Origin of the sequence: Variovorax sp. PAMC26660 (assembly GCF_014302995.1) — a bacterium.
Classification (GTDB): Bacteria; Pseudomonadota; Gammaproteobacteria; order Burkholderiales; family Burkholderiaceae_C; genus Variovorax.
Map to the genome: position 1 here is coordinate 4,094,598 of NZ_CP060295.1, position 13,485 is coordinate 4,108,082.

General features: G+C 67.6%; 13 protein-coding genes. 7 read left to right on the forward strand and 6 right to left on the reverse strand.

Translation table 11 applies throughout. From position 1 onward, the window contains the following. Positions 1-15 precede the first annotated feature (15 nt). The 4 genes from H7F35_RS19325 to H7F35_RS19340 all read left to right on the forward strand — a co-directional run bounded on the left by H7F35_RS19325 (position 16) and on the right by H7F35_RS19340 (position 3,698). Positions 16-1,002 carry a Bug family tripartite tricarboxylate transporter substrate binding protein gene (locus tag H7F35_RS19325; RefSeq protein WP_187108213.1) on the forward strand — a complete coding sequence of 329 codons (987 nt, stop codon included), beginning with the start codon at positions 16-18 and terminating at the stop codon, positions 1,000-1,002. A 3-nt stretch (positions 1,003-1,005) separates the two neighbouring features. Next, positions 1,006-2,502: a class I adenylate-forming enzyme family protein gene (locus H7F35_RS19330; RefSeq protein ID WP_187108214.1), complete on the forward strand. Its 1,497-nt coding sequence runs from the start codon at positions 1,006-1,008 to the stop codon at positions 2,500-2,502. Positions 2,503-2,605: 103 nt separating this feature from the next. Beyond that, positions 2,606-2,785 carry a DUF3606 domain-containing protein gene (locus H7F35_RS19335; protein WP_187108215.1) on the forward strand — a complete coding sequence of 60 codons (180 nt, stop codon included), beginning with the start codon at positions 2,606-2,608 and terminating at the stop codon, positions 2,783-2,785. 232 nt (positions 2,786-3,017) lie between these two features. After that, positions 3,018-3,698 (forward strand): hypothetical protein, encoded by a 681-nt coding sequence (locus H7F35_RS19340; protein WP_187108216.1) that lies wholly within the window; start codon positions 3,018-3,020, stop codon positions 3,696-3,698. Here the strand turns inward: H7F35_RS19340 and H7F35_RS19345 are convergent. Further along, on the reverse strand, positions 3,641-4,858 hold the full coding sequence (locus H7F35_RS19345; protein WP_187108217.1) for a DNA topoisomerase IB: 1,218 nt from the start codon (positions 4,856-4,858) through the stop codon (positions 3,641-3,643). The genes H7F35_RS19340 and H7F35_RS19345 overlap by 58 nt on opposite strands. 155 nt (positions 4,859-5,013) lie before the next feature. Here H7F35_RS19345 and H7F35_RS19350 point away from each other — a divergent pair, with 155 nt between their 5' ends. Continuing rightward, positions 5,014-6,069 (forward strand): purine-nucleoside phosphorylase, encoded by a 1,056-nt coding sequence (locus H7F35_RS19350; protein ID WP_187108218.1) that lies wholly within the window; start codon positions 5,014-5,016, stop codon positions 6,067-6,069. Positions 6,070-6,509: 440 nt separating this feature from the next. After that, positions 6,510-7,790 carry an aspartate carbamoyltransferase gene (locus H7F35_RS19355; RefSeq protein ID WP_187108219.1) on the forward strand — a complete coding sequence of 427 codons (1,281 nt, stop codon included), beginning with the start codon at positions 6,510-6,512 and terminating at the stop codon, positions 7,788-7,790. Positions 7,791-7,809: 19 nt separating this feature from the next. Here H7F35_RS19355 and H7F35_RS19360 read toward each other — a convergent pair whose 3' ends face one another. The 5 genes from H7F35_RS19360 to H7F35_RS19380 form a co-directional block, all read right to left on the reverse strand. Further along, positions 7,810-8,508 carry a TIGR02117 family protein gene (locus H7F35_RS19360; protein ID WP_261803282.1) on the reverse strand — a complete coding sequence of 233 codons (699 nt, stop codon included), beginning with the start codon at positions 8,506-8,508 and terminating at the stop codon, positions 7,810-7,812. Between the two features lie 11 nt (positions 8,509-8,519). Next, positions 8,520-9,767, reverse strand: a complete 1,248-nt coding sequence (locus tag H7F35_RS19365) for a Y-family DNA polymerase (protein ID WP_410010721.1) — start codon at positions 9,765-9,767, stop codon at positions 8,520-8,522. 386 nt (positions 9,768-10,153) lie between these two features. Further along, positions 10,154-10,768 (reverse strand): YiiX family permuted papain-like enzyme, encoded by a 615-nt coding sequence (locus H7F35_RS19370; protein ID WP_187108220.1) that lies wholly within the window; start codon positions 10,766-10,768, stop codon positions 10,154-10,156. A gap of 32 nt (positions 10,769-10,800) precedes the next feature. After that, positions 10,801-12,294: a TRAP transporter large permease subunit gene (locus H7F35_RS19375; protein WP_187108221.1), complete on the reverse strand. Its 1,494-nt coding sequence runs from the start codon at positions 12,292-12,294 to the stop codon at positions 10,801-10,803. A 6-nt stretch (positions 12,295-12,300) separates the two neighbouring features. After that, positions 12,301-12,825, reverse strand: coding sequence for a C4-dicarboxylate ABC transporter substrate-binding protein (locus tag H7F35_RS19380; RefSeq protein ID WP_187108222.1), 525 nt, complete (start codon positions 12,823-12,825; stop codon positions 12,301-12,303). Positions 12,826-12,920: 95 nt separating this feature from the next. Here H7F35_RS19380 and H7F35_RS19385 point away from each other — a divergent pair, with 95 nt between their 5' ends. Next, positions 12,921-13,484 (forward strand): putative glycolipid-binding domain-containing protein, encoded by a 564-nt coding sequence (locus tag H7F35_RS19385; protein ID WP_187108223.1) that lies wholly within the window; start codon positions 12,921-12,923, stop codon positions 13,482-13,484. Position 13,485 lies beyond the last annotated feature (1 nt).

Consider the following 13,485-nt stretch of genomic DNA (forward strand, 5'->3'; position numbering starts at 1 on the left):
CAGGAGACATCGCCCATGACACCCATCGACTTCTCGCGCCGCCACCTCATGGCTGCGCTGGCGGGCAGCGCAGCGCTTGCGGCGTTGCCTTCCCGAGCCTTCGCACAACAACCCTTGCCGTCCCTCATCAAGCTCGTGGTCGGCTATTCCGCCGGTGGCCCGGTCGATGGCGCTGCACGCCTGCTCGCGCCCGCGCTGAGCCAGGAGCTGGGCACGCAGGTCATCGTGGACAACCGGCCCGGCGCCAGCGGCTCGCTCGGTGGCGATGCGGTCGCCAAGGCCGCGCCCGATGGCGCCGTGCTGTTCTTCGGCGCGAGCCCGACCATCACCATCAACCCGAATGTGCAGCGCCACATGGCCTTCGACCCGATGAAGGACCTGACGCCCATCGCGCCGCTGGTGGACTACACCAACGTGCTGGTGGTCAACAACGAGCTGCCCGTGCGCAGCGTGAGCGAGCTGCTGGCCTATGCGAAGGCGCGGCCCGGCAAGGTGTTCTACGGCTCGGCGGGCGTGGGCGCCTCCAACCACCTGAGCGGCGCGCTGCTGGAGAAGATGGCGGGTGTGCAGATGACGCATGTGCCCTACAAGGGCAGCGCGCCGGCATTGGCCGACGTGATGGGTGGCACCGTGACGATGATGTTCGACATCATCGCGACCTCGCGGCCCTTCATCCAGTCGGGCAGGCTGCGCGCGCTGGCCGTGACCTCGCGCCAGCGCAACCGCATGCTGCCCGATGTGCCGACCATGATCGAGTCGGGCGTGCCCGGCTACGACGTGGGCGGCTGGTTCGGTCTGTACGGCCCGGCGCGCATGGACCCGGCGCTGGTCGCGCGCATGAACGCCGCCGCGCAGAAGATGCTGGCGCGCGAAGACATCGCGCACCGGCTGCGCGATCAGGGCTACGACGTGTGGTCGGGTGCGCCGGAACTGCTGGCGACCAAGGGCGTGTCCGACCGCAAGCTCTGGGCGAGCGCGTCCAAGGGCATCGAGGCGGAATAGACGATGCAGCGTATTCATGAGTTGCTGGAGGCGCGTGCGGTCCGCACGCCCGATGCTGTCTTTCTTTTCGAGCCCACGGGCACCACGACCTATGCGGCGCTGCAGGCGATGGTCGACGTGGCCGCGCAAGACCTGCGGGACGCCGGCGTGCGCGCGACCGACCGCGTGGTGCTGGTGGCCGAGAACTGCGCCGCGCACATCGTGCTGCTCATGGCCTGCAGCCGCGTCGGCGCGTGGTCGTGCGGCGTCAATGCGCGCATGTCGCCGGGCGAGATTGCGGCGATCGTCGAGCGGGCCGATGCGCGCCTGTGCTGCTTCACGACCGGCGCTTCCGAATCGGCGGACCGGCATGCGCAGCGGGCCGGTGCGGTGCCGGCTGCATTGCCGGGCGTGATGCGCTCGGCCGTGCGCGCCGACGCACGCACGGAACCCGATGCGGCGCTGGCCGACACGGCCGCGATCATCTTCACGTCGGGCACCTCGGGCACGCCCAAGGGTGTGATGGTGTCGCACCGAGGGTTGCTGCATTTCGGACGCGTGTCGGCCACCGTGCGCGCGCTGAATGAACGCGACCGTGCCTACGCCTTCCTGCCGATGACGCACATCTTCGGCATCGGCACGGTGCTGATGGCTGCGCTGACTGGTGGCGCGTCATTGGTGCTGCGCAGTGCCTTTTCGCCGGCCGACATGCTGCAGGCGCTGGCCGACGAACAAGTGTCGAACCTGCTCGGGCCGCCGACCATGTACGCGCGCCTGCTGGCCCACATCGATGCGGAAAACGTGGTGCCGCGTTTTCCGCATCTGCGCTACGTGTACACCGGCTCTGCGCCGCTCGATCCCGCGCTCAAGCAGCGGGTGGAGCGGCTGTTCGGGCAGCCACTGCACTACGGCTACGGCCTGTCGGAGTACGCCGGCTCGGTGTTCCTCACGCGCACTGAATCGCCGCGCACCGACACGGCGGCCGGCCATGCGGTGGAAGGCGGCGAGGCGCGCGTCGTTTCCCTCGACGGGCAGGACGCTGCACAAGGCGACACCGGCGAAATCTGGCTGCGCGGCCCCGGCCTGATGCTGGGCTACTTTCGCGATGCGGCGGCTACCGCACAGGTGATGCGCCCCGGCGGCTGGTACGCCACCGGCGACCTCGGGCGCTTCGGCGAGGACGGCGCGCTGTTCGTGGTTGGGCGGTTGAAGGAAATGATCATCCGCTCGGGTTTCAACGTCTACCCGGCCGAGATCGAGGCGGTGATCGGCCGCTTCGCCGGCGTGCACCTGTGCGCGGTGGTCGGCGTGCCGGAGGCCGACGGCAACGAGCAGATCGTCGCCTTCGTCGAGATGAAGCTCGGCGCGGTGCTGGACGAGGCCGCCTTGCGGGTGCAGCTGGTCGAGCACCTGTCGCCCTACAAGCGGCCGGCCCGCATCGAGGTGATCGACGCGATGCCCACCACGGCCAACGGCAAGCTGCTCAAGCGCGAGCTGCAGATGCGCGCCCGGCAGGCCTGAAGGCCACCTCTCGGATATTTCCTGCAAGCAGGCGCGCTGCCGTCCTCCAGCCCGACCCCGGGGCGCGCCGCATCCTCGCGGCTTCAACAAAGGACACCACACCATGGCCGATGACCTGAGCAAGCGCGGGCCGCAGGATGCTTCCCGCATCAACGTCAACGAAGCGCACGAGGTTCGCTACTGGACGCAGGCGCTGGAGGTGAGCGAGCAGCAGTTGCGCTCGGCCATCGCCGCCGCAGGCGTCGAGGTGAAGGACGTGCGCACCTATCTCGGCAAGCCCTGAACGACCGGGCAGGCCACGCGGCCATGCCTTTGCGGCCCAGGCCGTCGTAGGCACGTTCCTACGTCCGGCGCGGGGGGCGGGCACGATACTCGTGGCCTTCTCTCCCTCGTTTCAGGAAGTACCCCGTGACCGTGCCTTTCGTCGCCCCCAGCCCTGCAGGCCGTGCTCGCGCCCGCGCGCAGGCGTTCCCCGCATCCGGGCCGATGACCCTGCTGCCCTTGGTCGCCGCGCGATGAAGTCTTCTCCCGGAGCGCGCAGCTGGATCGCCGCTGGCGTGCGCCATGAACTGCTCACGCGCGCCTTGCCGGCCTTGCGGCACGACATGGCCGCGCCCGTCTCGGTCGTTCGCATGGCATTGCTGATGCTCAAGCGCCAGGTGAGTGCCGTCACCATCGATGCCGCTGCCTGCGAAGAGCGGGTGGCGCTGATCGACAACCAGGTGTCCGAACTGGTCCATGCGATTCGCTCGCTGCGCGATTGGGAGCTGGCCACCGCAGACGACGGCATCACGCGCAGCGCGCTGGTGGCGCAGTGCGTGAACCTGATGCGCTCGGCCTTCGACCTGCATGGCGTGTCGCTGGTGACCGACGACGCTCTCGAACCCGGGGAAGACGAACCGCGCTGGCCTTCGGGCGCCGCGCTGCGCTATCTTTTTCTGGGCGCGCTCGGCTACCTGCACGACGGTGTGGCCGAAGCGGGTGCGATCCGCATCGATGCGGACGGCCTCGATGCGCTGTGCCTGCGCGCCTTGCCGCGCGAGCCCGGCGCCACGCATGCCGTGCTCGACGCGCACCGCGCACCGCGTGCACTGGCCATCGATGCCGTCGCGCTGCAGAACCTGGCCGAAGACCTTGGCTACACCATCACGGTGGAGCGCGACAGCGTGCGCCTCGGGCTCGCCACCGGCGGCTGAGGCTTGCCGCGTCCGTTGGCCGCATGCCGCTCGCGCGCCTGGCCTTGCCGGTGCGTGCGCAGGAAGGCCAGCAGCCGGCGCTCCGCCGCATACAGCCCACGCGATGGCCGCGCCGTGCCACGGCCGGTGATCTTCTGGAACAGGGCGGTGGTTTCTTCATCGTCCGCAAGCGCACTGCCCAGCGCCAGCACCGCCGGGTGCACATAGGCCTTCTTGCAGACCGCCGGCGTGTTGCCGAGTTGCCTGGCAACGGCGGCCAGGATGTCCTTCGCGCTGTAGCGGTTGCCATCCGCGGCGGTGCGGCCCGGCCCGCAGGCCAGGCGCGTGAGTTCCAGCGCCTGCACCGTGCCGTGCCAAGTGCGGAAGTCCTTGGCGGTGAAGCGCTCGCCCTGTGAGGCTTCTGCGAGGTAGTCGTTGACATCGGTGGACGAGACGCTGCGCAGTTCCCCGTCGTCTTCGCCGGCGTACTGGAACAGCGCCTGTCCGGGCAGTTGCTGGCAATGCCGCACCACCCTGGCTACGCGCGGATCGTCGAGCCGGGCTTCGTGCATCACGCCGCTCTTGCCGCGAAAGCGCAGCCGCAGCGCCGCGCCTTGCACCGCCGCATGCCGGTTGCGCAAGGTGGTCAGGCCGTAGGAGCCGTTGCTGCTCGCGTATTCCTCGTTGCCGATGCGCAGCAGCGTGGTGTCGAGCAGGCGCACCAGTGCCGCCAATACCTGGCTGCGGCCTGGCGCCTTCTGGCCCTTCTTGTCCGACTGCGGCAGCAGGTCGCGCGCCACGCGGGCACGGATGCGCGGCAGCGCGAGCGCGAAGGCTTCGAGCCGGTCGAACTTGGTCTCGTCTTTCATCACGCGCCAATCGGCGTGGTAGCGGTACTGCTTGCGTCCGCGCGCGTCGATGCCGGTGGCTTGCAGATGGCCGTTGGGCAGCGGGCAGATCCACACTTGCGTATAGGCCGGCGGAATGGCGAGCATGCGGATGCGCGAGACCTCGTCCACGTCGCGCAGCCAGTGGCCCTCGGCGTCGCGGTAGCGAAAGCGCTCGCCGTGTTTCAGGCGGTGGATGCCCGGCATGTCGGGGTTCACATGCACGAGGCCGTTGGTGATGGGCGTCGGCTTCGACGCAGGCTTGGCGGCGGAAGGCGAGGAAGAAGCGGGCATGGGCTTTGCGTCAGTGCGGTACTCCGAGCTTTTGCCTGCACCGACAATCGCAGGCTGTAGGACGCCGCACACGTTGCCGGTGCGCTGGCTGCGCTTGTTGCCTCTGTCCTGTGTTTTCCTTTCTTCTTCTTGTCTTCTTCTTACCGAGTTCCAGAATGTTCCCTCGTTGGTCTTCCTTTGGCACCCGCCTGCTGGCGCTGTGCGGCGTCGCGCTGCTTGCCACCGCCTGTGCTTCCACCTCGACTTCGCCCGCAACGACCGCGCCTGCCACGGCGGCCGTTGCGCCCGTCAAGGTCAAGGTGTTCGTCGCTGCCATGTTCGAGATCGGCAAGAACACCGGCGACCGCGCCGGCGAGTTCCAGCACTGGTACGAGCGCTACTGGATGAACACCAAGCCGATGGCCGTGCCCGGCGCGCTGCAGCCCGTGTACTGCAACGTCGACGGCGTGTGCGGCGCGGTGCTCGGCATGGGCAAGGTCAACTCGTCGTCGTCGATGCAGGCCATCCTGCTGAACCCGCAGTTCGATTTCTCGCAGGCCTATTACGTGATCTCGGGCGTGGCCGGCACGCCGCCATCGCGCGGCACCATCGGCGAAGTGAGCTGGGCCACTTGGCTGGTGGACTACGACCTGGGCCACCGCTGGGCGCCCGAAGAAAACAAGGCCGGCGAGCCGACCTTCATGCCGCGCAAGGGCTACGAGGAATACCGCCGCTTCAAGATCAACCCCGACCTCGTGAGCTGGGCGATGAAGCTCTCGGCCGACACGCCGCTGAAGGACTCGGAATCGGCGCGCAAGTACCGTCTGCGTTACCCCGACGCCGCGGCCCGTCGCGCACCTTTTGTCGGCACCGGCACGCACATGACCGGCGACACCTTCTTCCACGGCCCCGGCATGTCGAAGCAGGCGCAGTACATCGCGAAGCTCTACGGCGCCGACGACTACGTGATCACCGAAATGGAGGCCGCCGCCATCACCCTCGTGATCAAGCGCGCGCACGGCACCGACCGGGTGATGAGTCTGCGCGGCGCGGTCAACTTCGACCAGGGCAGCCCGAAGGAAACCACGCTGCAGCATCTGGACCCGGCGCCGGGCGAGACGGCGGGTGGCTTTGCCGAGACGGTGGAGAACATCGAACTTGTCGGTAGTCGCGTGGTGGATCACATCGTGGCGAATTGGCCGCAGTGGCAGGGCGGTGTGCCGAAGCCCTGAACTTCTGTTTACTAAGCCATGCGGATGCTCGTGATGCGGGTTCATTCAGGGCGGGTGCGAATGACACCAGGTGCTCCCCTCCGCGAATGTCCCCCGCTTCGCTCCTCCTTTATTTCGCTGCGGGGAGCACCTGGCGTCATTCGCACAGGGGCACGCTCTGATTGATCCTGCGATCAACGACGGCTCTGACCGCTCACGTCGATACGGGGCTCTTTTTAGCTAAATAAAGGAGGAGCGAAGCGGGGGACATTCGCAAAAAAGAGCACCGTGTCGGCGTGAGCGACGCCCTGAAGAACAGCGGCGCGAAGCCCGCGGCCCCGAACAGATCGTTAGACAGGCTCTGACCGGGTTTCGGCGATAGATTGCAGAGGCAGCCTGAAAATATACGCATTGCGTAAATTTCATGAAGAAATCGCGCTCATGGCGTATATTTGCGCCCCATGAGCCAGCAACAAGACATCCTGCGCGACGCCATGCGCCGCCTCAATCTGACCCGCGACGCGTTCTCCGAACGCCTGGGTGTTCGCCGCCGGGCACTCGACACCTGGCTGCTGCCAGCCGACTCCGGCGAATCACGGGCCATGCCCGAAATGGTCGGCAAATTCGTCGCCGAAATCCTTCAGCGCGAGGCGCAAGCCACCGTCGGCGCAGACGACCGCCCACTCGGCCAGCGCATCGCAGCCGAGGGCCGGCCGCACCTGCTGTCGGTGGCGCAGTTCGAGCGCGACAGCCTCGAAGACCTGTTCCAGGTCGCCGACGTCATGCAGCCCATCGCGCGGCGCCAGAAGGTCACGCGCATCCTCGAAGGCGCTGTCCTCGGCAGCCTCTTCTTCGAGGCCAGCACCCGCACTCGCGTGAGCTTTGGCGCCGCGTTCTGCCGGCTCGGCGGCACGGTGTGCGACACCACGGGCTTCACCTTCTCGTCGATGGCCAAGGGCGAATCGATCTACGACACCAGCCGCGTGATGAGCGGTTATGTCGATGCGCTGGTGGTGCGCCACCCTGAGCAAGGTTCGGTGGCCGAGTTCGCACGTGCCACCAACATCCCGGTCATCAACGCCGGCGACGGGCCGGGCGAGCATCCGAGCCAGGCCATCCTCGATCTGTACACCATCCAGCGCGAGTTCTCGCGCATGGGCAAGCTGGTCGACGGCACGCACGTGGCGATGGTGGGCGACCTGAAGTACGGCCGCACGGTGCATTCGCTGATCCGGCTACTGTCGCTGTACCGCGGGCTGAAGTTCACGCTGATCGCGCCGCCTTCGCTGGAAATGCCGGCCTACCTGCTCGACCTGGTGTCGCGCAACGGCCACGTGATCGAGCAGACCCAATCGCTCGAGGAAGGCCTGCGCGGTGCGGACGTGGTCTACGCCACCCGCATCCAGAAGGAGCGCTTCGCGGGCGAGGAAATCGAGGGCTACACGCCGGAGTTCCAGGTGCGCAAGGCGCTGGTCGACACGGTCTGCAAGCCCGACACGATCCTGATGCATCCGTTGCCGCGCGACGGTCGCCCGGGCGCGAACGACCTGAGCATCGACCTCAACCACGACCCGCGGCTGGCGATCTTCCGGCAGACGGACAACGGCATTCCCGTGCGGATGGCGCTGTTCGCGGTGCTGATGGGCGTGGAGCACCAGGTGGCGCGCTCGATGCGCGATGCCGGCTGGCGCTCGCCTCCGCACATCGGGCCGGACGACGCGGATTTCGACGGGCTGGACTGAGCCGCGACGGCGGCAACGCTCAGGGCGTTGCCGGTTGCAGGTGCCAGGTCACGGTGAAGTCGAAGGGTGTCCAGCGGCTGACGGTGACGCCCGCCTGCCGCAGGCCGCGCCCGATCCAGGTGTTGCAGGTCTCGAAGAGGTTGTAGCCGCCCTCGGCTTCGTAGAAGGCGTCCTGGTTGTCGTAGTGCGCGCCTGCAATGGGCGTCGCGCGGCCCGAGGGCAACGTGCGTTGCACATAGCCGACCAGTTGCGCGTACTGGCCCTGCGACAGCGGCAGGTTGAAAGCACCGCGCCCCAGTTGCCCGCGCTGCAGGTAACTCACATGCATCAGCGAGCGGTTGCCGCCCGACAGCGCACCGAAGGCGCGCGAGGCCGTCAGGTCGGCCCAGGTGGGCGTGTTCAGGTAGAACTCGCGGTCGCCCCAGCCGATGGCGATGAACTCGGCGTCCGGCGGCACGGCGCGAAAGTCCGCGAGCGGAAAAAGCTGCTGCCAGTCGACGGTGGCCGAGCGGACCGGGAACACGTAGTCGGTGTGCACGCCATTGCTCAACACCCAGGCCTGCACCTCGGGTGCATTCGCTGCGATGGCGTCCGAAGGCTTGTTGGCATTGGCGGGCCACAGCACCAGCGCGCTGGCCGTGGCGACATAAAGCCCGACCAAGGCCACCAATCCCAGCAGTGTGAATGCGATGCGCTTGAGCCAGCGTTTGATGATCATGGTGTCGAGGTTCAGAAAAGCGATGCGGTGGTCGATGTCGACTCCGCAGTCGTGCGTTGCCCGCCCGCACCTGCCGGTGCCAGCGCCTCGGGGCTGCCGGCCTTGGCGAGCGCGCCCACGCGCACGCCCAGCAAGCGCAAGGGGCGCTCCAGCGGCACGCGCTTGAGGCATTGCCCACCGACCTGCCGGATGGTCTTCCCGTCGTCGGTGAAGCGGTCGATGGTCTGGTCGCGGGTGGCGATCTTGAAGTCGTCGTAGCGCAGCTTGATGCCGATGGTCTTGCCCACGTAGCCCTTGCGCTGCAGGTCTTCGGCCAGCTTCTCGCACAGGTGGGTGAAGATGGCGCCCAGCTCGGCGCGGTCGCGCACCGCATGCAGGTCGCGGTCGAAGGTGGTCTCGCGGCTCATCGAGACGGGTTCGCTCTCGGTCACCACCGGTCGGTTGTCGCGGCCCCAGGACACCTCGTGCATCCACGCGCCGGTGGCCTTGCCGAAGGTGGCAACGAGCCAGTCTCGGTCGCGTGCCGCAAGTTGGCCCACGGTCTCGATGCCGAAGCGCTTGAGTTTTTCGTCGGCCTTGGGGCCGATGCCGTTCACCTTGCGGCAGGGCAGCGGCCAGATGCGCGTTTCGAGGTCGTTCTCATAAACGACCGAGATGCCGTTGGGCTTGTTGAACTCGCTCGCCATCTTGGCGATGAGCTTGTTGGGTGCCACGCCGATGGAGCAGGTCAGGCCGGTGTTGTCGAAGATGGCTTTCTGCAGCAGCCACGCCAGCGAACGCCCGCCGTCGCGCTGGCCGCCGGGCACGTCGGTGAAGTCGATGTACACCTCGTCCACGCCGCGGTCTTCCATCAGCGGCGCGACCTCCAGGATGACTTGCTTGAAGGCGCGCGAGAAGCGACGGTATTCATCGAAGTCCACTGGCAGGATGATGGCCAGCGGGCACAGCTTGGCGGCCTTCATGAGCCCCATGGCCGAGCCCACGCCGTACTGGCGCGCGGCGTAGGTGGCGGTGGTGATCACGCCGCGGCCTGTGTAGTCCTTGAGCAGCGGAAACGAGTCGACCGGAATGTCGGCCAGCGTGCCGCCTTCGGGCAGGTTGCGGATGGCCTCGTCCACGCGTCGACGCCCGCCGCCGATCACCACGGGCAGGCCCTTGAGCTGCGGATAGCGCAGCAACTCGACCGACGCGTAGAAGGCGTCCATGTCGAGGTGGGCGATGCGGCGGATTGGTGGGGCTGACGGGGGCTGGGAACTCACGGAAACGATTGTCTCGCGGCTTGGGCGGTCATGCCTGTCCGGGGGCTCAGTTCCGGCGATGTTTGGCTTTGTGTTTTTGTTTTGGGCGTTGCTGTTTCGGGTGCGGGTTCGGGTTCATTCGGGGCTTGTGCGAATGACGCCAGGTGCTCCCCTCCGCGAATGTCCCCCGCTTCGCTCCTCCTTTATTTCGCTGCGGGGAGCACCTGGCGTCATTCGCACTTGGACACGCTGCTGTTGATCCTGCGATCACCGACCGCTCCGAATAACGCTCACGTCGATACGGGGCTCTTTTTCGCGAAATAAAGGAGGAGCGAAGCGGGGGACATTCGCGAAAAAGAGCACCGTGTCGGCGTGAGCGACGCCCTGAATAACAGCGCCCCAACCCTTCAGCGCGTCTCAACAGTCGCGAGCAATGGCGACTCGAACATCGCCACAGGCGAGATCACCGGTTCATTCATCGGCACCTTGTCGCCATAACGCTCGCGCATCTTGGCGCGCACCGCCGGGTCCGTCAGATTGAACTCGCGGATCTTCTGCAGCTCGCCGATGCGGATGCCCAGCGCGCGCTGATAGAGCTTCCACACAAGTTCGGAACAGTAGATGCGCTGGTCCGACCACTCGAAGGTCAGGTCGTACGGACGGCCCGCGAAGTCCGAGGTCTTCGCATGCAGGCGCGCCACGGCGGCGGGTGTCAGCAGCTTGTCGGCATCGCGCAGGCGCTTGACCACATAGTGCCCGCCGTTGCCGCGCGCCGTCCATTGCGCGAGCGGCGTGTAGCGCACCGTCGATACGGCCTCGAACACATAGGGCTTGCCATCGCGCAGCAGCACGATGCCCATGTGGCTGTAGCGCGAACCGGTGGCGCGCTGCACCGCCACGCTCTGTGCCGAGCGCGAGGTGTGGAAGATGATGTCGCCGTCTTTCAGCGTGGCTGCGGCATGGCCTGTGCTGCAGAAAAGAACGGACAGGAACAGCGCGAGCGCGGCGGGGAGCTTGGTCATGGTGCCGCGCATTGTCCGGCACGTGCGGGCCCTTATTTTTCCTCGGGCGGCACGGTGCTGTCGCCCGCATCGGGTGGTGGTGCCATCTCGCGCATGAGCCGGTCGAGCGCTTCCTCGTTCATCGGCTCGGCCGGTGCCAGCGCGGTCGGCGAAGTGCGCAGCCAGCGCGTCGTTTGCGGCAACGCCATCACGCCGGCAGTCACTGCGGCGAGCACGGCCAGATAGGGAATCAACGAGCACGCGATGGCCGCCACCGGCGGGCGCGGCGCAACCTGGCCGCGCGCGAGCACCAGCGCATAGCCGAAGGGCGGCAGCAGAAAGCCCGCCTGCAGCACCAGCAATGTGAGCGTGGCAATCCATGCCGCGTCGTCGAGCTGTGCCAGCACCGGCGGCATCACGATGGGCACGATCAGGAAGATCAGCTCGAAGGCATCGAGCACGAAGGCGCAGGCCAGCAGCACGGCCAGCACCACCATGAGCCCGAGCATCGGATGGCCCTGCAGCGACAGCATGAGCCGCGCGATCAGCCCGTCGGTGCCGAAGCCGCGCAGCAGCAACGAGAAGGTGGTGGCCGCCGCCAGCAGTGCATACAGAGCGCCGGTGAGTGCCATCGCATCGTCGAGCACCTGCCACAGCACCGGGCGCGTGAGCTGGCGCGACACCAGGCCCCAGCCCAGCAACATCACGCAGGCGGCGGCCGCTCCCTCGACTGCGCGCACCCTGCCGATGGTCACCAGCACCAGCAGCGCACCGATCAGCAGGGGCACGAGCAGCAGCGTCAAGCCTTCGCGCCGGTCGATCGGTTCGCGCTGCGCGCTCGGCAAGGGCTTGCGCCGCGCACCGAACCACGCGACCGCGAGCCAGCCGAGCAGCAGCGCCGCCGCGGGCACCAGCGCGGCCTGCAGGATGTCCTGCGTGTTGACGATGCGGTTGGCGGCACCGGCGGCGGCCGTGGGCAGCGACAGCTCGCGCGCCATGTTCACGCCCTCGGTGTGTGCGCGCAGCATCGCATCGCCGAGCAACAGCAGCACCAGCGAGGGCGGCACGATCACGCCCAGTGTGCTGGTGACTGCAACGAGCGCGGTGCGCCGGTCGGCCGGCAGGCCCTCGCGCGCCCAGCCCTTGCCGGCGGTGCGCGCCAACGTGAGCAGGCTGGCACCCACCGAGCCGTTCATCGGCGCGAGCATCAGGCCCAGCAGCATGCCGGCCAGCTCCGGCGCGGCGCGTGGCACGACGAAAGCCAGCAGCTTGCGCAGGCCGTTGTACAGGTGCTCGGCCAGCGCCAGCCGGTTGAGCAGCGCACCGACCAGCGCATAGAGCGCCAGGGCTTGCAGCAGGTCGTGCTCCAGCAGGCCGACGATGCGCCACGGCAGGTTCTGCAGCAGCGCGACATCGAAGGCACCGAGCGCCAACCCCGCCACCGCGCCCAACGTGCACACGCCCAGCAGCACGGCGTAGGTCGGCCAGCCGGTGGTCATCATCAGCACCAGGGCCAGCGCGAGCAGTGCGAGTCCGATCCAGGCCATCTGTGCCTATGCGGGCCTGCTGCGTTCGTGCCAGAGGTCGAGCGCGCTCTGCACGGCCAGCAGCACGGCGAGCAACAGCAGCGCGACCTTGATCATGAAATAGCCCGGATTGAAGGTGTCGGGGAACAGCTCCATCGCCATCACCGCGCGCACCACCGGCACGGTGGCCGTCACGATCAGGAACAACGCCCATGGCAGCACGCACAGCGCCGCGCCGATGCGGCGCAGCCGCGCGAAGCGGCCGGTGGTGTCGGCGGCCAGATCAGGCCGGGCCACGAGGTGCGCGCCGCGCCGCCCCGCATGCCGCAGCGCCACCGCCACATAGAGCGCGAACAGCCATTGCGCCAGGTCATTGGCCTGCGTCGGGCCGTTGCCCGAACCGGCGAGGTCGCGCAGCGGCCATTGCAGGAAGAGCAGCAGCGCAATGGCAATGGCGAGCGGCATCGCGGCGCGGTCGATCAGGTCGAGCACGCGCAGCGTCGGCGGTGGTTGAGGTGTTTCGGGTAGATCGGTGTCGATGGGCGGCATCATGCGCCGCTGACGCTAGCCCCCGAACCTGACTGCCACCTGCGATGACGAAGGGGCAAGACTTGCGCACTGCAGCATGCCGGTCCATCATCCGCGCCATGCAAACCGTCGCCTCCATTCTTTGGCGCAGGCTCGATGCACCGGGCCACGACGCCTGTCGTCTCGAACGCAACGCTTCGGCCTGGCAACTCGATGGCGCCGCCGTGTTCCGCATGGAAGACGGCCGCATCGGCCAGTTGCACTACCGCGTGCGCTGCGACCTGCACTGGCACACGCAATGGGGCACCGTGCGCGGCTGGCTCGGCGAAGCGGCCATCGACCTGTCGATCACCCGCGATGCGCGCGGCCACTGGAAGCTCAACGACGAAGCCGTGTCCGACATGTCGCACTGTGTCGACCTCGACCTGGGCTTCACGCCCGCCACGAACCTGCTGCAACTGCGGCGGCTCAACCTTGAGAAAGGCGAGAGCGCCGATGCACCGGCAGCATGGGTCGACCTGGACGGCGGTGGCGTGCTGAGTGAACTCATGCAGCGCTACGAGCGGCGCAGCGAGAGCGAGTACGCCTACGAGGCGAAGCGCTTCGACTATGCGCAGGTGCTGGTCGTCACGCCGGACGGCTTCGTGAAGGACTACCCCCGTCTCTGGACTGCAGAGCGCTGAT